The sequence below is a fragment of the Chryseobacterium sp. MP_3.2 genome, from assembly GCF_035984805.1.
Classification (GTDB): domain Bacteria; phylum Bacteroidota; class Bacteroidia; order Flavobacteriales; family Weeksellaceae; genus Kaistella.
On record NZ_JAXCHW010000003.1, the window covers coordinates 52,043 to 78,014 of the forward strand.

Genomic DNA, 25,972 nt, shown 5'->3' on the forward strand with positions numbered 1-25,972 from the left:
ATTACGGATTTTTTCGCAACTCTTTAACTTCTAAAATTTTATCGTGAAAATATTCTTTTTTAGCTGGATGTTTATCTGCTAAAAGTTGGTAGGCTTTAATGGCTTTGGAAAAGAGTTTTTGGTTGGTGTACAATTGAGCCAAAGTTTCGGTCATCAAGTGAGAAATGTTTCCATCTCGTTCTTTTACCACAAATTCTGATTCCTCTTTTAATTTAGAAATCCTCGGTTCTTTTTGAATAAATTTTTCGATAACCGTTTCTTTCGTCGGGATCACTTCTTCAACGATAATCTCTGATTTCCCTTCTTTTCTGTCAATTTTCAACCAATTTTGCCATGTATTGAGAAATTTCGGAAAATTACTGTCTCGATCAATATCTTTTTTTACTGGCGAAATATTTTCTTCAACTAATTTTTCTTTAGGTTGAACTTCCTCATTCTTCGCAATAGATTTAAGTTCTGACTCTGGTTTTGAAGGAGTAGCCGTAACATCGGGAGCGAAGAAAGAAACATTAAGTGCAGGTCTTTCTTCCTTGTTTTCCGAAGAAGAATTCTCAGAATTTATTGGTTCTACCATCTCCTTCACAGGTTCTACAACCTTTGTTTGTTTTTCTCCTGCGAAATTCATGGGCTTCCACGTGCTTTCATCGGTTTCAAAAACATCCCTTTTGGATTGTCCTCTTCTAAAAGTTCTTTCTTCAGGTTGATTGGTAGAATTACTGCTTTTCTCAATGAGTTCACTTTTTTCTTCTTCTTCTTCTTCTTCTTCTTCTACTTTTTCCAACTCAAAAGTTTGGGTTTCAGAAAAATTAACATCGGTATTTGTTGTAATTTCTTGCGTAGGTTTTGCTGCTTTTTCTTTTTTTGATGACTTCATTTTCGCCTCTACTTCTGCAATGAGGCGCTGCATTTCTTCTTCGTGTTTGCTTATTTTGGAGGCAGTTGGTGGAGCTTTTCTAATTTCCGTTCTGGAAGGTTCTATTTTAACTTCAGGTAAAAATTCCTGGGTTGCATGGAAACTAATTTGAGAAGAATCTTCCAATGCTTCAGCTTCTATTTCCTTTTTTAAATCTGCCTCTTCTGGGCCGATCTTTTCTTCAGTGCGTTCATCTTTTGCATCAATCTCTTTTTGTGCTTCGGATTGGCTTTCTTGTGGGTCGAATTCTGGAATTTCGTGAAAACTTTTTTCTTCAGAATTTAAAATTACCTTCTTTTCTTCCTCTATATTTTCTCCTTTGATGATAACTTCTGATGTAAAATCGGGAGTTAGATCAGTGTCGTGTAAAACTTCCTCATCAGATTTTTCAAAATTATTTACCACTTGAATCGGCACAACTTCTTTATCAATTTCTTCCTCGGAAATTCGGTTAGGCAATTTTTGTTTGGTCAAAATCCCAGATTCTATAGTTGATTCTAGATCTATAACTTCATGGTCGGTTTCCCAAAAATCTTCTTCGCCTTCAAATAAAATTCGATTAAGAACACCGTCAATTATTACAGGTTTTGGAACTTCTAATTCAGTTTCATCTACGCGAATATAATTCTCGATTTTGGGAGGAGGAGTAATTTCTTGGGGGATTTCTACACTTTCATTTTCAGATTTTACTGGCAATGTTTTTTTATTGATAAACTGATACAATATTTTTTTATCTGTGGTGTAAGCTGCCGTTACAGAAAGTGCTTTTTGATAATTTTCTGGCTGCAACTGATGAACTCCATACAGGTGCAAAGCTCTGATATGCTGTATGTAAGGACTTTTTTTAATTTCCTTTTGGAGCAGGTCTAAATCTTGAAGTTGAATTGCTTCCGGATTTTTTATAAGGTCTATTATTCTTGTATTCATCTTACCAGTTGGCTACAATATCGTTAAAAATTTTATTAATAATTCGCTCATTTACCAATTTTACTTGGGATGCTTCGATGGTATTAATATCTAAATCGCTGCTAAAAACGGCTTCATCAGAATAGGTTTTATCAAAGCTTTTATCGGTTTCTACTTTATTTTCATAATGAACTTTCACCGTGATGGTCAACTTGTTTTGCGCCGCCTGAATCGTTCCACCTGGAGCGTTTACAGCAGTTGAAATGGTAGTTGGCGTAATAGAATAATCAATAATTTCTCCTTCAATCAAAATGTCGGGATTTTCTGCGGCACCTTTCAAAGTAGTACGTTGCAAAAATCTGTTTTGGATATCCGTAGAAAATTGTTGAGACAAATTCGGGTTCATTAAAGCAGAATTATTTGGAAATTCTTTAATCTGAATGGTTTTAGTTTCTGGACTCAAAGAAGAACCCGTGAAACTGTAACAAGAGGAAAAAAGAAAAGAAAAAGCAAAAACCATAGTTAATACTGCAATAAATCGGCTTTTTCTCGATAGAAATTTAAATTTTTTCATGGGGAAATTACTCATTACTCTTCTAAATTATATTGCTTAATTTTTCTGTAAAGCGTGCGCTGAGAAATTCCCAACTCGTCTGCAGCCTTATTTCTACGGCCTTTATGTTTTTCCAAAGCTTTCACAATCAGCTCTCTTTCATTATTTTGGAGGGACAGGGAATCTGCCTTTGTTTCCTCAATTTCAATATCTTCTACATCCTCATAATCATTATCTCCGTGAGACATCATGGGTGGATTTTGAGGCGCATTTTGATTTCCTTTTTCAAAGTACAACAAAGAATTGGGACTTTGATTTGGTGTTTCTGGAGTGAAAACTCTGTTAATCAGATTTTTTTCCTGATGACTGAAGTCATTGTTTCCACGATTTTTGATGAGTTCAGATGTCAATGACTTTAAATCATTCAAATCATTTCGCATATCAAAAAGGATTTTATACATGATTTCTCGCTCCGAATTAAATTCCGAAGAAGAAGTCATAGAACCATTTTTTTGCATCACCGCCGGAAGGTTGGATTGCGCAGGAATATATTCTGCTAATTTTACCGAATTGATGGATCTGTTTTGTTCCACCACGGTCATTTCTTCTACTAAATTCCGCAACTGACGCACATTTCCAGGGAAAGGATGATTTTCTAAATACGCAATGGCGTCATCCGTTAAAACCAATTCTGGCATTCTGTATTTTTCTGCAAAATCAATAGCAAACTTTCGGAAAAGCAAGTGAATATCTCCTTTCCTTTCGCGCAAAGCCGGCATATCAATTTGTACCGTATTTAATCGGTAATATAAATCTTCCCGAAATCTTCCACCGCTTATGGCACTGAGCATATTGACGTTTGTTGCAGCTACAATCCGCACGTTGGTTTTTTGGATTTGAGAGGAACCTACTTTCATAAATTCACCACTTTCTAAAACACGGAGCAAACGAACTTGCGTCTGCAGAGGCAATTCACCCACTTCATCTAAGAATATTGTTCCGCCATCTGCGACTTCGAAATATCCTTTTCTGGTAGATGTTGCACCGGTAAAAGCGCCTTTTTCGTGACCAAAAAGTTCAGAATCAATGGTTCCTTCCGGAATTGCACCACAATTCACTACGATATAAGGTTGATGTTTTCTGCGAGATTCGCCGTGGATTATTTTTGGAATATATTCTTTTCCAACCCCACTTTCGCCCATTACCAATACGGAAATATCGGTCGGAGCAACCTGAATTGCTTTTTGAAGCGCTCTATTGAGAACAGGAAAATTTCCTATAATTCCGAAGCGTGTTTTTATGGATTGTAAGTCTGTCATTTTTTTCTTTCTATAATGTAAAACTGAAAGTAGGATGTTTCACTGATTTTATTTATTGCGCTATCTGCAGCCCAGCTTGAGTGGATTCCGATATTAAATCGGGAGGGAACGGAAGATAGAAAAAGCTGCCCAAAAATATCGTTAAACTGTAGTCCCCAAAAGTGTTCCCTGCGTATTATCATAGACAAAAACAGTCACAATGTCGCCTAATTTTTGACCGTCTAATTTATCAAAGACACAAACTGCGTTTTGAGAATTCCTTCCTTTCCACTGATTTTCATTTTTTCTGGAAGTTCCTTCGATTAAAACTTCATGGTTTCTCCCCACGTAACCCTGCATTCTTTTTCGGCTAAGCTCACCTTGCAATGCAATCACTTCCGCCAATCTTCTTTGTTTAACATCCGCCGGAATATCATCGACTAATTTTTTTGCAGCTGGTGTTCCCGGTCTTTCGGAATAAGAAAACATATAGCCGTAATCGTATCCAACTTCCCGCATGAGGGAAAGGGTCAGTTGATGATCTTCTTCTGTTTCGCCACAAAATCCAATAATCATATCTTGAGAAAAAGATACCTCCGGCATTAATTCTTTCGCCTTGTTAATCAAGGTTAAATACTCTGCACGCGTGTGTTGACGGTTCATTTTTTCCAGCATTACATCACTTCCACTTTGAACGGGAAGGTGAATATATTTGCAGATATTATCGTATTTCGCCATGACTTTGAAAACATCTGTACTCATATCATGCGGATTTGAGGTAGAGAATCGAATCCTCATTTTCGGAACTGCAAGTGCTACCATTTCCATCAATTGCGCAAAATTAATGGCCGTCAATCGTTGCATTTCGGAAGCATTTTTAAAATCTTTTTTCGGACCGCCGCCAAACCAGAGGTAAGAATCTACGTTTTGACCGAGAAGCGTAATTTCTTTGTAACCGCTGTTCCATAATTCTTCACATTCTTTAATGATTGAATGAGGATCGCGACTTCTTTCTCGCCCACGTGTAAAAGGTACCACGCAAAAAGTACACATATTATCGCAACCACGTGTAATGGTCACAAAAGCAGTTACTCCGTTTCCACCGAGACGAACCGGATTGATGTCTGCGTAGGTTTCTTCTTTTGATAAAATAACGTTGATCGCATCTCTACCATCATCCGTTTCTTTCAATAAATTGGGTAAATCACGATATGCATCTGGACCTACAACCAAATCGACGAGTTGTTCTTCCTCTAGAAATTTTGTTTTCAAACGTTCTGCCATGCAGCCTAAAACACCAACCGTTAAACTGGGCTTTTCTTTTTTCAAATTTTTGAATTGAGAAAGTCGCATTCTTACTGTTTGTTCCGCTTTTTCCCGAATAGAACAGGTGTTCAATAAAATTAAATCGGCCTCTTCTGGAAGTAAGGTCGTGTTATAACCTTGATCATTGAGAATAGATGCTACGATTTCGGAATCGGAGAAGTTCATTTGGCAGCCGTAGCTTTCTAGAAATAATTTCTTAGAATTTGTAGGCTTTTCTGCGATTGCAAAAGCTTCGCCTTGCTTGGTTTCGTCTATATATTTTTCTTGCACTTTGCTTTAGATATTAGATTTCAAAGGTTAGATATTGCGCTAACTCCTAAAATGTTGAGAGTGCAAAGATAAGAAATTCTATGACAGAATGGCAGAATTTGGTATTTTTAACAGAGGTTAACGCGGGAGAGAATTATGAGACTTTTCTAGATTAATAGAAACATAAAAGATTGCATAAAATTTTTCAGTCTTAAAAAAAAGGATTGCTTCTATGTTGGTCAAGAAGAGAAAGCCAGTGGAAGCCTAAATCGGTAGCGAACAGGTACGCCATTAATTGTTCCCGGCGACCATTTGTTTTTGATTTTAGAAATAGATTTCACAATCATCTCATCAAATTCTTTCAGTCCACTGGATTTGGCCAATTGTACCGTGCTCATGCTACCGTCTCTTTCAATAATAAAAGTAACTTCTAGCCGAAGGGTGCCGTCAAAAGTATATCTGGTGAGATCAATACTTTGAGCAACTTTTTTCCGGAAGGCATTCACTCCACCGCTGGTTGTTGCCGTTTCCATTTTTCCTACAGAATCGTAATCTTTTGGCAAGGGAGCAAACAAATCTTTTGGAATAATCAAAAAGCTCGTTGCAGCGGCTACTTTTTTACCCGCAATAACGGCAGGATTCCAACCTTTAAGGTATTTTATAACTTCTTTCGTGAGGTCAAAAGTACATTTATATTTTTCTTCATCCGGATCTTTCCCCTTTACATATTTAATGGTATGATCAGGAAAAATGACAATTCCGAAACTTAAGTTCTCTTCTTTATTTTCACACGGTTGCAATTGTTTGTCCAGCAAAATCTGATGAAAATCTTTATAAAATTGAACATTACCACCCACGTAATCAGATTGATTGGGCGGATAAAATTCGTGGATTTCTTGAGAAAAAAGGAGTGTGGACGAAAGAAGAAGGAATAAATATTTTATCATTGAAATTTTTATTAAATATAAAAAAACTTTGCAATTGCTTAGAAAGCCTCCTATTTTTAGATATCGAAATTATCTGTTCGGAAATTTATTTTTTGTCTAATTTTTAATTACTAGGTGCAGTTGTGGATATTTCCATCAGCGTGATTGCAGAAAGTGTCTCTATTTATTTGGGAATTCCTTTTATGTTGGGGATTTTGAGCAGCATAATTTTGGTAAAAATAAAAGGGGAAGAGTGGTATATGGAAAAATTTATTCCCACTATTTCGCCGCTGACTTTGATCGCACTTCTTTTTACCATCATCGTCATGTTCTCGTTGAAAGGAGAATTAATAGTACAGATTCCTTCAGATGTGCTTATTATCGCCATTCCATTTTTGATTTATTTCACCTTAATGTTCATCATCGGATTTTTCGAAACCAAAGCTTCGGGAGCGGAATATGATAAAACTGCAGCGGTTGCATTTACCGCTGCAGGAAATAATTTTGAATTAGCAATTGCAGTGGCAATTGCGGTTTTTGGCTTAAATTCAGGTCAGGTTTTTGCCGGAGTCATCGGTCCACTCGTAGAAGTTCCGGCATTAATTTTACTGGTGCGGGTTTCTTTTTGGCTACGAAAAAAATATTTTCCAAAAGTAACTTCCTGATTTTAAAAGTACAATTTAGAATTACAAAACCTCAATCTGGTTTCTTAGTAAATCATCAAATTCATCACGGCTTCTAATAAGATGCGCTTTTCCGTCTAAGAAAAGAACTTCCGCAGGTTTTAATCTTGAGTTAAAATTAGAACTCATTTCAAATCCATACGCTCCAGCGTTTCTGAACACTAAAATATCGCCTTCTCTGGTTTCCGTAATTTTCCGGTCCCACGCAAAAGTATCAGTCTCGCAGATGTTTCCAACGACTGTGTAAATTCTTTCTGCTCCTTTTGGGTTCGATAAGTTATCGATTATGTGGTAAGAATCATAAAACATAGGTCGAATTAAATGATTAAACCCAGAATTAATTCCGGCAAAAACAGTTGCAGTCGTTTGTTTGATGACATTGGTTTTCACGATAAAATGCCCGCTTTTGCTCACTAGAAATTTCCCCGGTTCAAACCAAAGTTCCATTTTTTTGCCAGAAGTTTGCGCAAATTCCGCGACCGCTTTTTCCACTTTTTTACCTAATACTTTTACATCGGTTTCCAAATCTCCCTCTTGGTAGGCTACTTTAAAGCCGCTTCCCATATCCAAATATTTTAAATTCGGGAAATGTTCTGCCAATTCGAACATGATTTCTAAACCTTGTAGAAAAACATCTGGATCCTTAATTTCACTACCGGTATGCATGTGAAGTCCTTCTACATTAAGGTTTGTAGTTTTCATCACTCTTTCAATATGACGCATTTGATGGATAGAAATTCCAAATTTAGAATCAATATGTCCCGTGGAGATTTTATGATTTCCTCCCGCATAAATGTGTGGATTAATTCGCACGAATATGGGATAAGAATCGCCGTACTTATTTCCAAATTGCTCCAGCGTAGAGATATTGTCGATATTGATATGAACCTTCAAAGCCATGGCTTCTTCAATTTCTGATAAGTCTACACAGTTTGGAGTGAAGAGTATGTTCTTCGCTTCGAAGCCTGCTTTCACGCCCAGCTTTACCTCATTAATGGAAACACAGTCTAAATTCCCGCCTAAGTTTTTTACATATTTTAAGATGTTGATATTCGACAATGCCTTGCATGCGTAGAAAAATCGCGTGGTTTTATGAAAAGAAGAGGTTAATTTTTCATATTGAATTTTAATTGATTCCGCATCGTAAACATAAGTGGGAGTTCCGAATTCAGCGGCGATTTTTAAAAGATCTTTGTCAGTCATAATGGGGTTTTAAATTGAAAAAAGCAGACCCTGAATAGAGCCTGCTTGTAATTATTGTATATAAATTGCAACTCTTAATCCACCAAATTTGCCTTAGAGAAAAATTTTTTTCCCTTAGCAGCGTTCTTTTTGATTGATTTATAAGTGGTCATTATTTTCTCTAAATTTTTGACAAAAATAAATTTTTTAATTTAATTCTGCACTATTTATTTTATGGGTGGCGCTGTAATCTCGAAAGTACCGCGTAACAAAGCCAGTTTCAAATCATTTTCCAGATCTTTGGTAGAAAAATCAATTTCAATTTTTAGATTTTCAATTTTCTTAATTGATTCTATTTGAGAATATAAATCGTAAAAACCGTAGGAAGATAATTTCCCTTCCTGGAAAAAGAGAAATGATTTTTCCCCTAAAGTTCTTCCGGAAGAAAGCCAAAGTTGATCTGTTTCCGGAAGTTTCAACAAGGTTACCAGATTTTGTACTTCTACATATTGGTCCTGAGATTTAATGAATCGAACAGCTTTGGAACCTTGCGTGAAAGATTTAAATTTAACAATTGAAGTGTCTTTTTCTTGGTTAGAGATTTTGTCAACCCAATATTTTCCTTTGTTAAAGTAAAGTCCAAAAGGCAAATTTTCTTTTTTTCGCAGACCTTTCGTTTTCATCATCAATTTGGCAATAACGGTATTTCCTGTAAAATCATACTGAATCTGATCCGTTTCATCCTGTATTTCTCGCCATTTTTTAGATTTCGAATTAAAGAGCAGTATCGCATATTTCTTCAAATCATCTACAAAATCACAGAGGAGAATTTTTCCTTCTCCATTCTGAAAATAAATAATTCCGCGTTCTGAGGGTAAATCTTGGGTGAGGTCCTTAATCTTGTTGAGATAGGTTTTGGCGTTAACCTCTTCATGATGTTGTTGAATGATTTCGGAATCTTTATCCTTCACCATCAAAAGTTTAAACAGTTCGAGCGTTGCACGAGCGTCTCCCGAAGCACGGTGCGCATCAGCAAGGGGAATTCCCAAAGATTTTACCAATTTTCCAAGCGAGTAACTTTCCGCTTGGGGAATTAATTTCTTAGCCAAAGGAATGGTGTCTAACGTATTGATTTTGAAATCATAACCTAGTCTTTTAAACTCTTGACGCAGCATTCTGTAATCAAATTCTATATTGTGCCCAACCAAGGTTGTATCCGAAGTGATTTCCACAACTCTTTTTGCGAGCTCGTGAAATTTTGGGGCAGTTTTCACCATATTTGGAGAAATATTGGTCAATTTCTGCACAAAAGGGGTGATGGAACTTTCGGGGTTCACCAAAGAAATAAATTGGTCCACAATTTCGTGACCGTTATATTTGTAAATGGCAATTTCAATGATGCTTTCTTCTCGGAAACCGGCGCCATTACTTTCTATATCAATAATACTGTACACTGAAAATAAGTCATTATAGGACTTTGGCAAACTGCAAAAGAACCTTTTTTTTTAGTTAATATATAAACTGAATTAGTAGAAACTTACTTTCCACTTTAATCTCACTTTCTGGGCAATAATCATTCCCATCAATAATTACCTCCTTCTTCCGCCTAAACCAAACATTCCCAAAACGAATTTCGCTCCTTCTCTTGCAATGGTGGTGGCAAAAGTTCTTCCTGCTCTAGATTTCATTACGTTTTCAAACATACCTGGTTCCTCTTTTACAGTCCGGGTTTTTTGCTGTGGAGCTGCTTCCTTAACCGCTTGTTCCATTCTGCTTGTCAACATTTCATATGCAGAATCTTTGTTCATGGGTTCTTCATATTTTGCAACCAAAGCTGATCTACTCGTTAAATCTGCAACTTCTGCCTCATTTAAAATATCCATTCTGGATTCTGGAGAAATTAAAAATGTATGAACCAAAGGTGTTGGAATTCCTTTCTCATCTAGAGCCGTAATGAACGCTTCCCCAATTCCTAAATTTTGGATGAGTTCATCTGCTGCATAAAATTCTGTAATGGGATAATTTTCTACCGCTCTAGAAATTTCTTTTCGGTCTTTAGCGGTAAAGCCCCGCAAAGCATGCTGAATTTTCATTCCTAACTGTGACAAAACATTTTCTGGAACATCGCCCGGAATTTGGGTGATGAAGTAAATTCCAACACCTTTCGACCGAATTAATTTCACCATTGTTTCAATTTGTTGCAGCAAAGTTTTTGAAGCTTCTTGGAAAATCAAATGGGCTTCATCAATGAAAAGGACTAATTTTGGTTTTCCTGAATCGCCTTCTTCTGGAAAAGTCATGTAGATTTCTGCAAAAAGAGAGAGCATAAAAGTTGAAAATAGCTGCGGTTTACTTTGGATATTACCCACGCGTAAAATATTTACAACTCCTTTTCCGTCTCTCTGCTTTAATAAATCCAATACATCAAAACTTGGCTCACCGAAAAATTCTGCAGCTCCTTGCTGCTCCATTGCAACAATCGATCGCAAAATCGCGCCTAAAGATGCAGGTGAAATAGAGCCATAATTATTAGATAAGTCAGCTTTTCCTTGTGGGTTATCGGTAACGTATTGCAGGACTTTTTTTAGATCATCTAAGTCAATTAAAGGCAATCCTTTGTCATCGCAATATTTAAAAACAATAGAAATTATGCTGGTTTGCGTATCATTTAAGTCTAAGATTTTAGAGAGCAAAAGCGGACCAAATTCGGTTACCGTGGCTCGAAGTTTTATGCCTTTTTCTCCAGAAATAGTCATTAATTCTACTGGAAAAGCTTGCGGTTCATAGGGGAGTTTGGTTTTGCTATATCGCTCTGTAATGATGGAATTGGCAGTTCCAGGTTGGGCAATTCCAGAAAAATCGCCTTTAATATCCAAAACTAAAGAAGGAATTCCTCTGTGAGAAAGTTGCTCGGCAAACACCTGCAGCGTTTTTGTTTTACCTGTTCCGGTTGCTCCGGCAATCAAACCATGTCTGTTAATTGTTTTCAGGGGAATTGTTACATCAACCTCGGTAATTACTTCTCCGTCTAGCATTCCTTTCCCCAAAGTAATGAAGTCTCCTTTTGGAGTATATCTTGTAGAAAGTTCCTGAATAAATTTCGCTTGGTCTGCCATTTTCATTTTGTTTGAGAGGTTAAAGATAAAAAATAATAGAAGAGTTCTAATTTTTATAGAAGAAAAGTGTGATGAATATCATTTTTAATTAAGAGTAATTTGTCTTATTTTTGATACTTCAATGAAAGCACTAATTTCACTCATATTATCCCTCTTAATTTTTACAGCAAGTTTCCAAAATTCGCTCTTTTTTATTGATTACCAAATTAACAAAGCGTTTTACGAAATCCATTGTATGAATAAGAACAAACCGGAAATCGATTGTCACGGGAAATGCCAGGTGAAAATCGAAAGTGAAAAATCTTCCAATCCATTCAGTCTGGTGAAGTATTCTTTTGAATTTAATATTCTTCCCTCCAAAACGGTGGATTTCACCTTAACACCGGCAAAATATTCTCCGCTAAAAAAAGAAGCGGGTGAGTTCCATGCAGTTTTTTCATTGCTGGGTTTTGCTAAAATCTTTCCACATCCACCACAATTTAGTGTTTCAATTTTTGCATAAATTCAGTTGTATGTCTAGTTACAAGTAGTTTGAAATTAGCGAGTAAAATCTTGTAATTTCCAGAACTTCCTTGTTGCTGTTTTGTTCAGATATTTTCTGAACAGCATTTCCTGAACCTTGCTTGCTCGCTGTGTTCTTCTCAACACACGCTTAAAAACATACTCAATTTTAAAATTAAAAAAATGAAACACATATACAGTACCTTGGTTCTTATTTTTTCTTTGTCTTTCCTGGCAGTTTCCTGCAGAGATTCAGCGGAAATGATTGAAGAAATAAATCAAGTTGAAAATTTATTAAAAATTAAAGAACTCACGAATTCCACTCATATTATAGAATTATACTCCGCAACGGGAACAACCGTTTCGGGATATAATGAGTTGAAAATGAGAATCAAAAATAAAAACACCAATCAATATGAGAAAAATGCTGTTGTTAGTTGGAAACCAGTGATGCATATGACTTCTATGATGCACTCTGGACCAAAATCTGCGATCGTGAAAGACATGAAAGACGTGACTTTGTATTCTGGCTACCTCGTTTTTCAAATGCCCCAAAATGCTACTGAATATTGGGATCTGACCATTGACTACACGATTAGTGGAACCGCTTATACTGCAACATCCATTGTTGATGTCCCCTTATCTTCTAAATCAAAAGTGAGCACCTTTTTAGGCAGTGATAATGTGAAATATATTGTTGCCTACATCGACCCAAAAACTCCGAAAGTTGCTCTAAATGATTTAAAAGTGGGCGTTTGGAAAATGCAGGATATGATGAATTTTCCAGTTGTAGACGGATATACCCTGAAAATTGATCCACGGATGCCTGGAATGGGAAATCATTCTTCACCAAATAATGTTCACGCAACGCAAGCGGGAAGTGGAAATCTTTACAATGGAAAATTATCTTTAACCATGACTGGTTACTGGAAAATTAATTTGCAGATCGTGAAAGCGGATGGAACGGTAGTTAAAGGAGAAAATGTGACCGACACAAATCCTGCAAGTTCTGTTTTTTTCGAAATAGAATTTTAAGCAGAGCAATCAACTTCTCCCTGTAATTTTTGGGAGAAGTTTTTTATACTTAAAGTTTTCACTTTACTAAAATCATGAAAAAATATATTTTACTTTTCCTGCTTTTTGCAGTATTTTCAAAAAGTGTGGCACAGGAACTTCACCGTGACTCGATGAAATCCCAGTCCATTAAAGAAGTGATTATCATCGGGACCAATAAAATTTCCCTTAAAGAAGAGAAACAGCTCGGCTCCATTGATGAATATTTGCAGAAATCCGCAAAAATTGACATGGTAAAAAGAGGAACTTACGCGTGGGAACCGCTCATTAACAGCATGCCCACGGAAAGAACGCTTCTAACCATAGATGGAATGAGAATTTTCGGTGCGTGTACCGATAAAATGGACCCCATCACTTCTTATGTAGAAGTTTCTAATTTGTCTGAAGCGGTAGTAAGTTCTGGTCAGGATGGATCTTGCCACGGCTCAACCATTGGAGGAGCGGTAGATTTGAAAAGAAATTCTTCTAAATTTGGAGCGCAAAAATTAAATGCGACACTTAATTCTGGTTTTGAAAGTGTGAATCTGCAGAAAATATTTGGTGCAGGACTCACTTTTAAAAATGAAAAATTTTACTCCGATGCCAATTTTATGTTGCGAGACGCAGAAAATTACATCGCAGGAAATAATACAGAAATTCCTTTTTCCCAATTTTCAAAATTGAATGTATCTGGGATTACAGGAATAAAAATCGGGGAGAATAAACTTTTGGAAGCCTCTGTTATTTATGACAAGGCATCAGATGTAGGATATCCTGCATTAACCATGGATGTTTCTTTAGCGAAAGCCTTAATCACATCTTTAAAGTTTCAAATTTTGCCAAGTAGTGGCTTCATGAAAGACTGGGAAACTAAAATTTATTACAATACCATCACCCACCGAATGGATGACACGAAACGTTCGAATGTGGCAATTCATATGAATATGCCCGGTTGGAGTGAAACTTTTGGATATTATTCCCATTTAAAAACAAACTTAAAAAACCACGAATTTCTGTTCAATCTTAATGGCTTTTACAATACCTCTACGGCAGAAATGACGATGTACCCAAAAGATCCAAATGAAAGCATCATGTTTATGTACACCTGGCCAAAAGTCCGGACTTTCTTTCAGGGAATTTATGCAGAAGATCAGTTGAAAATAAATGAAAATTCCAGCTTCAAATTTTCACTTTCCGCGGGATATCATAGGAATAGTGTGGAAAGCGAGTTTGGATTAAACAGTTTGCAGATCTTTTATCCCAATCTTCCTGCACAAAAAGACCGCTTTCTAAAAAGTTTCGCAGCGAATTATTTTGACCAAAAAAATAGTTGGGAATATGGTTTTGGAGCGGGATTCGGTGATAGAGCTCCGTCCGTTTCTGAAGGGTATGGCTTTTATTTGTTTAACAGCATGGAAAACTATGATTACATCGGAAATCCCACTTTAAAAAATGAAAGTTCCGTGGAAGGAAATGCTTTTGTAGGTGTTAAAACCAAGAAGATTACTGCAAAATTATCGTCTTCTTATTTTTTTATTTCCAATTATATTGTGGGAGAAATTTTGACTTCGGCGGCACCCATGACCATCGGAGCAAGAGGGGTGAAAATATACAAGGCCTTAGAAAATGCTACTATTTTTAATATAAGTTTGGATACCGAAATTAAATTACTTCCCTCTTTAAAATGGAATTCTCAGTTGGTTTATAGCAGCGGAAAAGATTTCTCCAAAGAAAATTTGCCCTTCATCAGTCCTTTGAGTTACCGATCAGCGTTGAAATTTGACCAAAATAAATTTACGGCAGCGGTTTCTGTGGAAGGCAATTCTAAACACGCCAATTTTGCCCCGAAATTTGGAGAAATTTTCAAAGATGCGTATGTTGTTTCAAATCTTAATTTCGGATATTTATTTAGTTTCAATCAAGTGCGGGTTTTAACGAAAGCAGGAGTCGAAAATATTTTTAATAGCTATTATTCAACCTATTCCGACTGGAATAATATGCCACGTACCGGCAGAAATTTCGTCTTCAATATGAATGCGAGTTTTTAGGCCTGTCTAATTTTAATTGTTAAGCAGCGACCAAATTTAATTTGTTAAATTTGTTTCCACTTAAATAAGAAGTATTATGAAAAGAAAAAATATTGTTACTACAATTATAGAAGAGCAACAAAAAATTATTGCCAATCTTAACCAAAGTGTAAATCGCTACAAAGTTGCCTCGGATTTAGATGAAGAGAGCACGCATGATCCGGAAGATTTCAGCCATCAAACAGAAGCGAAGGACATGCAGCTTCGGTATGAAAAGATGCTTAGAGAAGCAGAATTGGATCTCGTTTCTTTAGAAAAAGAAATCAATACAGATTATACAGAAATAGAGAATGGAAGTATCATCGAGACAGAGGATGCAATCTATTTTATAGGAATTTCTGTGCCCGCTTTTGAATTAGAAAAAAAGGAAATCATTTCATTCTCCGCAGATGCTCCAATTTTCGAAAAAATGAAAGGAAAAAAAGCAGGAGATAAAGTTGAAATTGGACCCAATACCGCGAAAATTATTTCCATTTATTAGATTCGTTTGTAACATCGGTCACTTTCGGATTAGATTTTAAATTATAATTTCGCCTAATATTTATGGAGTTAATAGGATATTTTTCAGCAATTGTAATTGGTCTTGTCATGGGACTTATCGGCGGAGGTGGTAGTATTCTGAGCGTTCCGATTTTTGTCTACGTTTTTGGTTTTGATGCGGTTACTGCTACAGCGCTTTCTCTTTTTGTAGTCGGTGTCACCAGTTCGGTAGGATCGATCGGTTTTATCAGACAAAAACAGATTGATTTTAAAACAGCTTTTACGTTTGGAATTCCCTCCATTTTAGGAGTGATTTTTTCAAGACGATTAATCCTGCCAAATTTACCAGAATACATTATTCACCGATGGGGAATTACCCTAACGAAAGATATGTTCCTCCTTTTGCTTTTTTCTGTTCTTATGCTGATTGCTTCCTTTAAGATGATCAGAAAAATAGAAAGAGTAAGAGTCAGAAGAGATGATGAAACTAATTATACCGTTTTAATTTCTCAAGGTCTCTTGGTGGGAATAATTACGGGGTTAATTGGTGCCGGCGGCGGATTTTTAATCGTTCCTGCCTTAGTTATGCTCTTGGGAATTAGCATGAAGAAAGCGGTTGCAACTTCTCTTTTTATCATATCCATGAATTCAATTTTAGGATTTTTGGTCACCATGAAAATGGTAAAGCATGATTGGAATTTTCTTTTAATTTTTAGTGCGTTATCAATTGTGGGGATATTTATAGGCATCGCGGTTTCTAAAAAAATGGACGGTCGGAAATTAAAACCTCTTTTCGGCTGGATTGTCTTAGGAATGGGAATTTTTATTATCGTGAAAGAGGTTTTCTTAAAACAACAATTTTAACTATGAAAAATATAGCACTACTCGCATTTGCGATTTTAACGATCGTATCTTGTGACAAGAAAACAGAATCTGCCGCCACTGAAAACGGGAAACCAGCTTCTACAGAGGTGAATCAAGTTCAAGAACCTTTAAAAATTAAGAATGATAAAGGAGAAGAAGTGACGGTGGTCTACTTCGGAGAAGGTGATCAGGTTGCCGTAAAAATTCAGAAATCAGATGGCGAAGAGCAGAAATTATCTGCCAGAACGACGAATGGAAGCGGAAACCCCATTTTTGCTAATGATGATTACATGTGGGAGATGACTATGGAAGGAAAAGGAGGGAAGCTTACCTCTAAATCCGGAGAAGTAGAAGAGTACAAATAAGAATTAACTCTGGTTGCTTGCAAATTTTGGTAACACCAGAAAGATTCTTTAAGCAAAAAACAACACAATGAACATAGAACAAATTTATACCGGATGCCTTGCGCAAGGTGCGTATTATATTGTTTCTCAAAATGAAGCTGCCATTATTGATCCGCTTCGGGAAACAAAACCCTACATGGATCGGTTGGAAAAGGATGGAGTTAAGCTCAAATATATTTTTGAAACCCATTTTCACGCTGATTTTGTTTCAGGTCATTTGGATTTGTCAAAAAAAACGGGTGCTCCAATTGTTTATGGACCTACTGCAGAGCCAAATTTCGATGCAATCATTGCAGAAGATGGACAGGTTTTTCAAATTGGGGATATTAAAATTAAAGTTTTGCACACTCCGGGTCACACTATGGAAAGTTCAACTTATCTTTTAATTGATGAAGCTGGGAAAGAAACCGCTATTTTTTCGGGCGATACTTTGTTTTTGGGCGATGTAGGAAGACCAGATTTAGCGCAAAAAGCAGCTCACATGACGCAAGAAGAATTAGCGGGTATTCTCTATGAAAGTTTGCAGACCAAAATTATTCCGCTTGCAGATGATATTACGGTTTATCCTGCACATGGCGCAGGTTCTGCCTGTGGAAAAAATATGCAGAAAGAAACGGTGGACACTTTAGGAAATCAAAAGAAAACCAATTATGCCCTCAATCAACCTAATAAAGAGTCTTTCGTGAAAGAGGTCTTAGATGGATTAACGGCTCCACCAAAATATTTCGGGATGAATGTCGCCTTGAATAAAGGAGGTTATGAGAGTTTCGAAAACATAATGGAAAAAGGCAATAAACCTTTGAAAGTTAAAGAATTTGAAGCAATTGCTGCCGATTTCGATGCGTTACTTTTAGATACGAGAGACGCCGCAGAATTTCAAAAAGGTTTTATTCCGAACTCTATTAATATCGGTCTAAAGGGTGATTTTGCACCTTGGGTTGGATCGATGATTGTAGATGTGCAACAACCGATTTTGTTAATTTCAGATAAAGGTTCAGAAGAAGAAGTAATCACCAGACTTTCTAGAGTTGGGTTTGATCACGTTTTAGGATTTTTAGAAGGTGGATTTGAAACTTGGAAAAATTCCGGAAAAGAAACAGATGAGGTCAACAGAATATCTGCGGAGGATTTTGCTTCGAAATACACAGAAACGGCAAAAGTAATTGATGTAAGAAAAGAAACGGAATATGCAGCAGAACATGTAAATGATGCCTTCAGCAAACCTCTTTCCGAAGTTAACGATTGGGCAGGTACGTTAGATGATCAAGAGCATTTCTTTATTCATTGTGCCGGTGGATACAGAAGCATGATTGCCGCTAGTATTTTAAATTCTCGCGGAATTAGAAATTTTACAGAAGTTGAAGGCGGTTTTAATGCCATCAAAGAAACAACGGTGCCCAAGAGTAATTTTATGTGTCAAAGCAAAACTTTAAAATCCTAGAAATGAAATTTTTAATCAGCTTATTTGCCCTAATTTTTATTATTTCCTGTTCCTCACCAACTTTAAATCCAGAGGAAGCGAAAGAATTAAAAGTTTTGGTGCAAAATCCAGAAACAGTTTTAGTAGATGTTAGAACCCCAAAAGAATTTGAAGCCAATACAGCCTTGAAAGCAGTAAATATTCCCTTGGAACAAGTAGAAAACAACTTAGATTTCTTTCGGGAACAAAAAAACGTAGTTCTTTTTTGTAATACAGGGAATCAATCCAACCAAGCGTTGGAAATTTTAAAAAAGAACGGAATCAGTAATGTTCATAACGCAAAGACGGTGAAAATCGTGAAGCATTTACAAAAATAAGAAACCATGAATATCTTAGAAAATATAGAATTTGCAACAGATAAAGCAAACGTAGTTCATTTAAAGAAAAGTGAAAACCTAAAATACTTTGCGGTTGGTTTGGGGAATGGTGCCGTTTTAAAAAAGCATACGACCGCTGTTCCGGCAACCGTGGTCGTTTTGAAAGGAGAAATCAATATTGTGTTCCCAGATCGAGAATATATTCTTCGGGAGTTTGATGTTTTCGAGATTCCTGTGGATGAGGTGCACGAAGTTCATGGAGTTTTGGCGAGCAATTTATTTACCGTTGCGCAGTCTTTGTAATGCCCATAAATTCAAACGAATTTCCATCTTCTCAATATGATTTAGATGCAAACTATTGGGAAAGAAAATGGCAAAATTCAGAAACGGGTTGGGATTTGGGGCAAAGCTGTCCCGCGATGGAAGCGTACATTGAGCATTATCAAAATCCTGAAGCGAAAATTTTAATTCCAGGATGTGGAAATGCTTATGAAGCGGATTTTCTTTGGAATTTAGGATATAGAAATATTACTGTTTTAGATTTTGCGCCAAAAGCTGTGGATTATCTTCTTGAAAAGTTCAACGGGAAAGAAGGTATTGAAGTGATTTGTGAAAACTTTTTCGACCATTCTGGAAGTTATGATTTAATCTTAGAACAAACATTTTTCTGTGCGCTGCCACCATTAATGCGAAATAATTATGCACACAAAATGCATGATTTGCTCCATCAAAAAGGAAGGTTGGTGGGTGTTTTATTCAATCGGAATTTTGAGCAGAACGGTCCGCCTTTTGGAGGAAGTATATCAGAATATGAATTAATTTTCAAAAATTATTTTCAAATCATAAAGTTGGAAAAGTGTGAAACCAGCCTTCCTGCAAGACAAGAAACGGAAGCATTTATTAACCTGAGAAAATTAGAATTATGAAAAAAAATATGGGCGGTTTGGATCGCATGAGCAGAATTCTAATTGCCATTATCATTGGTTATTTAATGTATATTAATTACTTAACTGGTACTGCTGCGATTATTTTACTCATTTTAGCGGTGGTTTTTACAATAACAAGTTTCATCAATTTCTGTCCGCTCTACAAAGCTTTCGGGATTGATACTTATAAAAAACCAGAAAAAAAATGACTGTATTTTTAAAATCTCACCAATTTAAAATCGTTGGAATTTTGGTCGGCGGAATTTTAGGCTTTGCCTATTACCATTTTATTGGGTGCAATACTGGTTCATGTGCCATCACTTCAAAACCGATGAACTCTAGTGTTTATGGAATGTTGATGGGATATTTAATGTTCTCAGTTTTTGAGAAATCTAATACAAAGAAAGAAAATGATTGATTTTATAAAAAATTTGTTCGGAGGTAACACTGTCAATTTCAAAGAATTGGTAAATAACGGCGCACAGATTATCGATGTAAGAACGCCCGCAGAATTTAGTACAGGGAGCATCAGGAATTCTACAAATATTCCTCTGCAATCCCTTAATGCAGAAATGAAAAAACTGGATTTGAAGAAACCGATAATCACCTGCTGTGCGAGTGGTATGAGAAGTTCCTCGGCAAAATCAATATTGAAGCAAAATGGCTTTGAAACTTATAATGGCGGTGGTTGGATGGCGCTGCAAAATAAATTGAAATAATGAAAAATTTTTTTAAAGACTGGAATCTTAGGAGATTCATTTATTTGTTTGGCGGAATCTTATTCATCTTTATTGCAGTGAATGACAGAACGTGGTGGTTTATACCTTTCGCGATGTATTTTATTGCGATGGCTATTTTTAAATTTGGCTGCGCGTCAGGAAATTGTGAAACCGGAATTCCCACAAATAATCAAAAATAAATACAAGGATTTTAATCCTTGTATCAACTCAAATAATAGAAAATTATGTCTCAGAAATTTCAAGAACTCATTGATTCCGAAAGACCCGTTCTTATTGACTTTTTCGCTACTTGGTGTGGACCGTGCAAAGTACAGTCTTCCGTTTTAAATACGGTGAAAGAAAATATTGGGGATTTGGCGAGAATTGTAAAAATAGATATTGATCAATTTCCGGCAATTGCAGCAGAGTATGGTGTTCGCGGTGTTCCGACTTTGGCCATTTTTAAAAATAAAGAATTGCTTTACAAGCAAAGTGGTGTGCATGATGTTAATACTTTGACCAACCTTTTACAAGACTTCGCGAAGTCTTAACTTATGTAATTTGAAAGGAATCACCGTCTTTTAAAAACTGGAATTGATTTCTAAACAGGGTTAGTTTTTCACAATCTAATTCCGCTTTTACCCAATTTTCCTGTTCGGTTGAAACTTGTGATCCATCTGCAAAGAAACAGTAGGAGCTTTTCGGGTAGGTAATTTCATTGCCATCTTTTCCAATCCTATTCAGTCCGAATACATAACTTTGGTTTTCAATTGCCCGGGCTTTTAGCAGGATATTCCAGGCATCAATTCTTTTTTCAGGCCAGTTTGCAACATAAAATGCGACATCATAATCACCAGTATTTCTAGAGAAGACTGGAAATCTTAAGTCATAGCAAACTTGAAGTAAAATATTCCAACCTTTATAATGTACAATCACTTTTTCTTTTCCAGCGGAATAAATTTCATCTTCAGCAGAGTAGGAAAATAGATGCCTTTTATCGTAATAATCGTATTCACCATCGGGTTTTACAAAATAAAATCGATTGAAGAATTGATTATTTTCTTCGATCGATACACTTCCGCAAACTGCGCTTCCTTTATTTTTTGCAAAATCTTTCATCCAAAGCAGCGTTTCTTCCTCTCGGTCTGCAATTTCTTTTGCATTCATATTAAATCCGGTAGAAAACATTTCTGGAAGCAAAAAAATATCCGCTTTTTCTATATCAAAATATTCCTCAATCTTTCTAAGGTTCAGCCCTTTATTCGTCCAGTTAATGTCTAGATTTAGACCACAGATTGTCAAGTTTTTCATAAATTTTAGTCTTTTTTTAACAGTTTAAGTGATAAATTGTCTTAATTGTGTTAAAATATTCATAACTTGGTCCCATATTTGAAGATGAAAGTACAACTAATTAACAATATTAAAAATTATAACATTATGAAAAAGCTAATTTTAGCATGCTCTCTACTATTTGTAGGACATGTGGCATCTGCACAAGCATGGAATGGAAAAGGCGACCAAAAAATTCAAGTTGGATTTAACGGTTGGGGATATGGAACTGGTATTACAGGTACTTATGACTATGGTTTGTCTAACATTATCTCGATAGGAGCTGGAGCGAATTTCTTTTTTGATCATAATAATGACAAGTACAAAGATGACGATTTTGGAGTTTTTGGACGTTTGAACTTTCACTTACAAGAGCCATTAGGCTTACCAGAAAAATGGGACATTTATCCAGGTGTTGATTTAGGTCTATTGGGTAAAAGCGGAACTTATTTTGGAGCACACGTTGGTGTTAGATATTTCTTCAACCAAAATTTAGGAATTTATATTGAAGCTGGTAACAACGGAAGTTTAGGACTTTCTATCAACCTCTAATATTTTACAATATATCAGACAAAAGGTTCTCAATTTGAGAGCCTTTTTTATTTGGCATGCTTTTGATAATTCGTATCTTCGCGAATTAAAATTTAAACATAGTTAATGGAATTAGCAATACAAATCTTTCAATTTATCTTAAGTATTTCAATCTTGGTCGGCCTGCATGAATTAGGGCACTTTATACCTGCAAAGTTATTTAAAACCAAAGTTGAGAAATTCTATCTTTTCTTTGATCCTTGGTTTTCTATTGCAAAAAAGAAAATTGGCGAAACAGAATACGGTATCGGTTGGTTGCCTTTCGGTGGCTATGTAAAAATCGCCGGAATGGTTGATGAGAGCATGGATACAGAGCAACTTAAAAAGCCTGCAGAACCGTGGGAATTTAGAAGTAAACCCGCATGGCAGCGTTTAATTATTATGCTTGGTGGAGTTACCGTAAACTTTTTTTTAGCGTGGATTATCTACTCTTCCCTAAGTTATTTCAAAGGTGAAACTTTTCACGAAAATGCAAAGTTTGAAAACGGAATTTCTGTAACAGAGCCGGGAAAAATGATGGGCCTGAAAAGTGGTGACGTGATTTTAGCGATTGATGGGAAACCGGCAGATCGGTTGGAAACCTCCACAATCAATATGTTATTTGCGAATGAAGCAACCGTTTTAAGAGATGGAAAAGAAATGACATTTCCCGTAAATGAAGTTGGAGTTGCTGCAGTTTTAGCTGAAAATGAAGCGAAAGCGTATTTCAGTCCTCGATTTGCTACAGTAGTAGACAGTGTAGTTCCAGGTGGTGGTGCAAAGGCGGCTGGACTTTTGAAAGGTGATAGGGTTTTGGCGATTAATGGAAAATCTGTTCAATATTTTGATCAACTTGGAGAGGAGTTGGCAAAATTTAAAAATCAAACCATTTCCCTGCAGATTGATAGAAATAATACAACACAAGTATTACCTGTAAATGTAAATGCAGAAGGTAAATTAGGATTCTCACCAGATGCTCAAGTAGCTTATAGCGCTTTGGAAAAAGCAAGAGTGGTAAAAAATTATACTTTTCTAGAATCTATTCCGAGAGGACTAACAAGAACGATTGATGTTCTTACCATGCAAATTAAGCAGTTCAAGATTGTTTTCAATACAACAACTAAAGGATATGAGAAAGTTTCAGGACCAATCGGGATTGTAAAACAGATGAAAGTGGAGAAATCAGCAGAAGGTAATTTTTCTATCAATTGGGAGTTTTTCTGGAGTTTTACCGCGATGTTTTCAGTATGGTTGGCTTTCCTTAATTTAATTCCAATTCCGGGATTAGATGGTGGACACGTTGTTTTCACTTTGTGGGAAATGATTACGGGTAAACCAGTGCCTCAAAAAGTTTTGGAGAATGCACAAATGATTGGAGTGGTATTCTTACTTGGATTAATGATTTTGATCTTCGGAAATGACATACTCAAACTTTTCCTGGATAAATTTTAAAATATTCAGTAAAATGTTTTGGCAGAATTAAAAAAGTTTTTATATTTGCAAACGCTTACAGCAAAGAGAAACACTCCTCTTTAGCTCAGTTGGTTAGAGCATCTGACTGTTAATCAGAGGGTCCTTGGTTCGAGCCCAAGAAGAGGAGCAAAACCATCACAGAAATGTGGTGGTTTTTTTGTGTTTATACTTCAAAATGTTTGATTTCTAGAGGAGAAGAGGAAAAAGGGGAAACAGATGTTTAGTTTTTCTGTTTTGCTATAGTTTTTGCTTTGCGCTTTGATTACCCACAAAAAAAAACCCTCGCAAAAATGCAACGGCTTTTTCTATAAAGCTCTCACTTTTATTTCCTTTTCACCGCTCTCGCAATGTTTAAAATTACTTTTACGGCTTTCTCCATCGATTCCAGACATACATATTCATATGGTCCATGAAAGTTAATTCCGCCCGCAAAAATGTTTGGACAAGGTAGACCCATATAAGATAATTGAGCGCCGTCTGTTCCACCACGGATGGCTTTGATTTTAGGTTTAATGTTAGCGTCTTTCATCGCTTGTTCTGCAATATCTACAATATGCATTTTCCCCTCAAATTGTTGCTTCATATTGCGGTATTGCTCTTTAATTTCTATCTCTGCAGTTCCTTCACCATGCTTTTTATTAAATTCCGCCACTTTATCAATGATGAATTTTTTTCTTTCTTCAAATAAATCGTGGTCATGATCGCGGATGATGTATTGAATTTTAGCTTCGGAAACATCTGCAGTAATATCCATTAAATGATAAAAACCTTCAAAACCTTTGGTGGTTCCTGGCGTTTCATTTTCTGGGAGCATCTGGATAAATTCTGCTGCTAACAAAGAGGCATTCACCATTTTTCCAATCGCATAACCGGGATGCACACTTAAACCATGGATTTTCACCACTGCTCCAGCTGCGTTAAAATTTTCGTATTCTAATTCTCCAACTTCACTTCCATCCATTGTATAGGCCCATTCTGCCCCAAATTTTTTCACGTCAAAATGGTGTGCTCCTCTTCCAATTTCTTCATCTGGCGTAAAACCGATTGCAATTCTGCTACGCTTAATTTCTGGATGCGCCAATAAAAACTCTGCAGCAGTCACAATTTCTGCAATTCCAGCTTTGTCATCCGCACCGAGAAGCGACGTTCCGTCTGTGGTAATTAAGGTTTTACCGACGTAATCATTTAAACTTTCGAATTTTTTTGGAGATAAAGTGAATCCCGTTTCTGCATTTAAAAGTAAATCTTTGCCGTCATAATCATCCCAGATTTGTGGATTTACATCTTTCCCGTTAAAATCTGGGGAAGTATCATAATGCGAAATAAAGCCAACAACCGGCTCTTCATCTTTTTCTAAATTTGAAGGAATATAGGCGTAGATGTAGCCTTTGTCATCCAGAGAAACATCGCTTAGGCCCAATGTTTTCAATTCCTCGAAAATATATTTTGCAATGTCCCACTGTTGCTCAGTAGAGGGCGTGCTATCACTTTCTGCGTCACTCGTAGAATAGATTTTTACATAATTAATAAATCTGTTTTGTAGTTTAAGTTTCCAGTCCAGATTAAATTCTATCGTTTTCATATTGTACTTTGATTTATAACAAATTTACTGAATTTGACTGAGTTAATTTCTATCTAAGATGCTCAATTTCCACAATAATGGCCTTGTCATAATGAGTCCTTAGATGTCATCCTAGATTTGTAAAATGATTTCAATTTTATTTTTCCTAAAAAATAGTATCTTTGAAAATACCTAAATACTAAAAATGTTTCTTACTGAATGTCCGCGCGACGCAATGCAAGGATGGGGTGATTTTATTCCCACTCAAACCAAAATCGATTATATTAACACTTTGATGGAAGTGGGATTTGATGTGCTGGATTGTGGCAGTTTTGTTTCCCCGAAAGCCATCCCTCAAATGGTAGATTCTGGAATCGTGTTAGACGAAATTGATAAAAGTCTTTCTAATACTAAATTATCGGTGATTGTTGCGAATTTCCGTGGCGCAGAAAAAGCTTTGAAACACGAGCAAGTTGATATTTTAGGATTTCCTTTTTCAATTTCTGAGACTTTTCAGCACAGAAATACCAACAAGAACCAGGAAGAAGCATTTAAAGACATTTTAAAAATTACTCAACTTTTAGAAAAAGATGGAAGAGCTTTGAATGTGTATTTTTCCATGGCTTTTGGAAATCCTTATGGAGAAATTTGGAAATCGAAAGAGGTAGATTTTTGGGCAAATCGGTTTAATGAAATTGGGATCAAAAATATTCTTCTATCAGATACAACTGGTATAGGAACTTTGGAACAGATCAGTCTGCTTTTTGAAAAAATTCCGCAGAAATATCCGGATATAGATTTTGGAGCCCATTTCCATAACCGATATGAAGATTCTTACAGTAAATTAAAGGCCGCATATGATCATGGTTGCCGAAGGTTTGACTCCGCTATTAAAGGAATTGGGGGCTGTCCGATGGCGAAAGATGATTTGGTAGGAAATATGCCGACAGAACAAGTCATTAACTTCATAGCGACAGAAAAAATTGAGCATGGCCTCAACTTACTTAACTTCGAAAGCGCTTACAACAGGGCGAAAAATATTTTTCATTTTTAAAA

General features: G+C 36.2%; 28 protein-coding genes, 1 tRNA gene and 1 pseudogene. 20 read left to right on the forward strand and 10 right to left on the reverse strand.

From position 1 onward, the window contains the following. Position 1: 1 nt before the first annotated feature. The 5 genes from RCH13_RS05955 to RCH13_RS05975 form a co-directional block, all read right to left on the reverse strand. Positions 2-1,840, reverse strand: coding sequence for a hypothetical protein (locus RCH13_RS05955; RefSeq protein WP_326986322.1), 1,839 nt, complete (start codon positions 1,838-1,840; stop codon positions 2-4). A 1-nt stretch (position 1,841) separates the two neighbouring features. Continuing rightward, positions 1,842-2,339 carry an LptE family protein gene (locus RCH13_RS05960; RefSeq protein ID WP_326986488.1) on the reverse strand — a complete coding sequence of 166 codons (498 nt, stop codon included), beginning with the start codon at positions 2,337-2,339 and terminating at the stop codon, positions 1,842-1,844. 68 nt (positions 2,340-2,407) lie between these two features. After that, entirely contained in the window at positions 2,408-3,691 is a 1,284-nt protein-coding gene (locus tag RCH13_RS05965; protein WP_326986323.1) for a sigma-54 interaction domain-containing protein, read from the reverse strand. 141 nt (positions 3,692-3,832) lie between these two features. Then, entirely contained in the window at positions 3,833-5,266 is a 1,434-nt protein-coding gene (gene miaB, locus RCH13_RS05970; RefSeq protein ID WP_326986324.1) for a tRNA (N6-isopentenyl adenosine(37)-C2)-methylthiotransferase MiaB, read from the reverse strand. 218 nt (positions 5,267-5,484) lie between these two features. Then, entirely contained in the window at positions 5,485-6,192 is a 708-nt protein-coding gene (locus tag RCH13_RS05975; protein WP_326986325.1) for an energy transducer TonB, read from the reverse strand. A 113-nt stretch (positions 6,193-6,305) separates the two neighbouring features. Between RCH13_RS05975 and RCH13_RS05980 the strand changes: the two are divergent. Beyond that, positions 6,306-6,836, forward strand: a pseudogene (locus RCH13_RS05980) (arsenic resistance protein); the annotation flags it as partial. Between the two features lie 21 nt (positions 6,837-6,857). On the opposite strand, the gene lysA reads toward RCH13_RS05980, so the two are convergent. From lysA to RCH13_RS05995, 3 genes are all read right to left on the reverse strand, one after another. Continuing rightward, complete coding sequence (gene lysA / locus RCH13_RS05985; protein WP_326986326.1) at positions 6,858-8,057, reverse strand: diaminopimelate decarboxylase; 1,200 nt, start codon at positions 8,055-8,057, stop codon at positions 6,858-6,860. 206 nt (positions 8,058-8,263) lie between these two features. Next, positions 8,264-9,490: a 3'-5' exonuclease gene (locus RCH13_RS05990; protein WP_326986489.1), complete on the reverse strand. Its 1,227-nt coding sequence runs from the start codon at positions 9,488-9,490 to the stop codon at positions 8,264-8,266. 135 nt (positions 9,491-9,625) lie between these two features. After that, complete coding sequence (locus tag RCH13_RS05995; RefSeq protein WP_326986327.1) at positions 9,626-11,152, reverse strand: helicase HerA-like domain-containing protein; 1,527 nt, start codon at positions 11,150-11,152, stop codon at positions 9,626-9,628. Between the two features lie 235 nt (positions 11,153-11,387). Between RCH13_RS05995 and RCH13_RS06000 the strand changes: the two genes are divergently transcribed. The 15 genes from RCH13_RS06000 to RCH13_RS06070 all read left to right on the forward strand — a co-directional run bounded on the left by RCH13_RS06000 (position 11,388) and on the right by RCH13_RS06070 (position 20,534). Beyond that, positions 11,388-11,654 carry a hypothetical protein gene (locus tag RCH13_RS06000; protein ID WP_326986328.1) on the forward strand — a complete coding sequence of 89 codons (267 nt, stop codon included), beginning with the start codon at positions 11,388-11,390 and terminating at the stop codon, positions 11,652-11,654. Positions 11,655-11,836: 182 nt separating this feature from the next. Continuing rightward, the gene (locus RCH13_RS06005) at positions 11,837-12,688 is read left to right on the forward strand and encodes a hypothetical protein (RefSeq protein WP_326986329.1); all 852 of its coding nucleotides are present in this window, start codon (positions 11,837-11,839) and stop codon (positions 12,686-12,688) included. Between the two features lie 74 nt (positions 12,689-12,762). After that, a complete protein-coding gene (locus RCH13_RS06010; RefSeq protein WP_326986330.1) occupies positions 12,763-14,754 on the forward strand; it encodes a TonB-dependent receptor in 1,992 nt (663 codons plus the stop codon). A gap of 76 nt (positions 14,755-14,830) precedes the next feature. After that, positions 14,831-15,274, forward strand: a complete 444-nt coding sequence (locus RCH13_RS06015; RefSeq protein ID WP_326986331.1) for a hypothetical protein — start codon at positions 14,831-14,833, stop codon at positions 15,272-15,274. 62 nt (positions 15,275-15,336) lie between these two features. Continuing rightward, positions 15,337-16,137 (forward strand): sulfite exporter TauE/SafE family protein, encoded by an 801-nt coding sequence (locus tag RCH13_RS06020; RefSeq protein ID WP_326986332.1) that lies wholly within the window; start codon positions 15,337-15,339, stop codon positions 16,135-16,137. Positions 16,138-16,139: 2 nt separating this feature from the next. After that, entirely contained in the window at positions 16,140-16,502 is a 363-nt protein-coding gene (locus RCH13_RS06025; protein ID WP_326986333.1) for a hypothetical protein, read from the forward strand. Between the two features lie 67 nt (positions 16,503-16,569). Then, a complete protein-coding gene (locus RCH13_RS06030) occupies positions 16,570-17,982 on the forward strand; it encodes an MBL fold metallo-hydrolase (RefSeq protein ID WP_326986334.1) in 1,413 nt (470 codons plus the stop codon). 2 nt (positions 17,983-17,984) lie between these two features. Beyond that, positions 17,985-18,338, forward strand: coding sequence for a rhodanese-like domain-containing protein (locus tag RCH13_RS06035; RefSeq protein ID WP_326986335.1), 354 nt, complete (start codon positions 17,985-17,987; stop codon positions 18,336-18,338). Positions 18,339-18,344: 6 nt separating this feature from the next. Further along, complete coding sequence (locus RCH13_RS06040; RefSeq protein WP_326986336.1) at positions 18,345-18,641, forward strand: hypothetical protein; 297 nt, start codon at positions 18,345-18,347, stop codon at positions 18,639-18,641. Then, a complete protein-coding gene (locus RCH13_RS06045; protein WP_326986337.1) occupies positions 18,641-19,264 on the forward strand; it encodes a methyltransferase domain-containing protein in 624 nt (207 codons plus the stop codon). Before RCH13_RS06040 ends, RCH13_RS06045 begins: the two co-directional genes overlap by 1 nt. Next, positions 19,261-19,473, forward strand: a complete 213-nt coding sequence (locus RCH13_RS06050; RefSeq protein WP_326986338.1) for a YgaP family membrane protein — start codon at positions 19,261-19,263, stop codon at positions 19,471-19,473. The genes RCH13_RS06045 and RCH13_RS06050 overlap by 4 nt, the downstream gene beginning before the upstream one ends. Further along, the gene (locus RCH13_RS06055) at positions 19,470-19,682 is read left to right on the forward strand and encodes a DUF6132 family protein (protein WP_326986339.1); all 213 of its coding nucleotides are present in this window, start codon (positions 19,470-19,472) and stop codon (positions 19,680-19,682) included. Before RCH13_RS06050 ends, RCH13_RS06055 begins: the two co-directional genes overlap by 4 nt. After that, entirely contained in the window at positions 19,675-19,983 is a 309-nt protein-coding gene (locus tag RCH13_RS06060) for a rhodanese-like domain-containing protein (protein ID WP_326986340.1), read from the forward strand. The genes RCH13_RS06055 and RCH13_RS06060 overlap by 8 nt, the downstream gene beginning before the upstream one ends. After that, positions 19,983-20,183, forward strand: coding sequence for a hypothetical protein (locus RCH13_RS06065; protein ID WP_326986341.1), 201 nt, complete (start codon positions 19,983-19,985; stop codon positions 20,181-20,183). Before RCH13_RS06060 ends, RCH13_RS06065 begins: the two co-directional genes overlap by 1 nt. A gap of 45 nt (positions 20,184-20,228) precedes the next feature. Beyond that, entirely contained in the window at positions 20,229-20,534 is a 306-nt protein-coding gene (locus RCH13_RS06070) for a thioredoxin family protein (RefSeq protein WP_326986342.1), read from the forward strand. Position 20,535: 1 nt separating this feature from the next. On the opposite strand, the gene RCH13_RS06075 is transcribed toward RCH13_RS06070, so the two are convergent. Beyond that, entirely contained in the window at positions 20,536-21,294 is a 759-nt protein-coding gene (locus RCH13_RS06075; RefSeq protein ID WP_326986343.1) for an amidohydrolase, read from the reverse strand. Between the two features lie 126 nt (positions 21,295-21,420). Here RCH13_RS06075 and RCH13_RS06080 point away from each other — a divergent pair, with 126 nt between their 5' ends. From RCH13_RS06080 to RCH13_RS06090, 3 genes are all read left to right on the forward strand, one after another. Further along, entirely contained in the window at positions 21,421-21,864 is a 444-nt protein-coding gene (locus RCH13_RS06080; RefSeq protein WP_326986344.1) for a DUF6646 family protein, read from the forward strand. Between the two features lie 105 nt (positions 21,865-21,969). Next, positions 21,970-23,334, forward strand: a complete 1,365-nt coding sequence (gene rseP / locus RCH13_RS06085; RefSeq protein WP_326986345.1) for an RIP metalloprotease RseP — start codon at positions 21,970-21,972, stop codon at positions 23,332-23,334. Positions 23,335-23,408: 74 nt separating this feature from the next. Continuing rightward, a tRNA-Asn gene (locus RCH13_RS06090) sits at positions 23,409-23,482 on the forward strand. 195 nt (positions 23,483-23,677) lie between these two features. On the opposite strand, the gene pepT is transcribed toward RCH13_RS06090, so the two are convergent. Next, positions 23,678-24,937: a peptidase T gene (pepT, locus tag RCH13_RS06095; RefSeq protein WP_326986346.1), complete on the reverse strand. Its 1,260-nt coding sequence runs from the start codon at positions 24,935-24,937 to the stop codon at positions 23,678-23,680. Positions 24,938-25,121: 184 nt separating this feature from the next. Between pepT and RCH13_RS06100 the strand changes: the two genes are divergently transcribed. Continuing rightward, positions 25,122-25,970 carry a hydroxymethylglutaryl-CoA lyase gene (locus RCH13_RS06100; RefSeq protein ID WP_326986347.1) on the forward strand — a complete coding sequence of 283 codons (849 nt, stop codon included), beginning with the start codon at positions 25,122-25,124 and terminating at the stop codon, positions 25,968-25,970. The last annotated feature ends 2 nt before the right edge of the window (positions 25,971-25,972 follow it).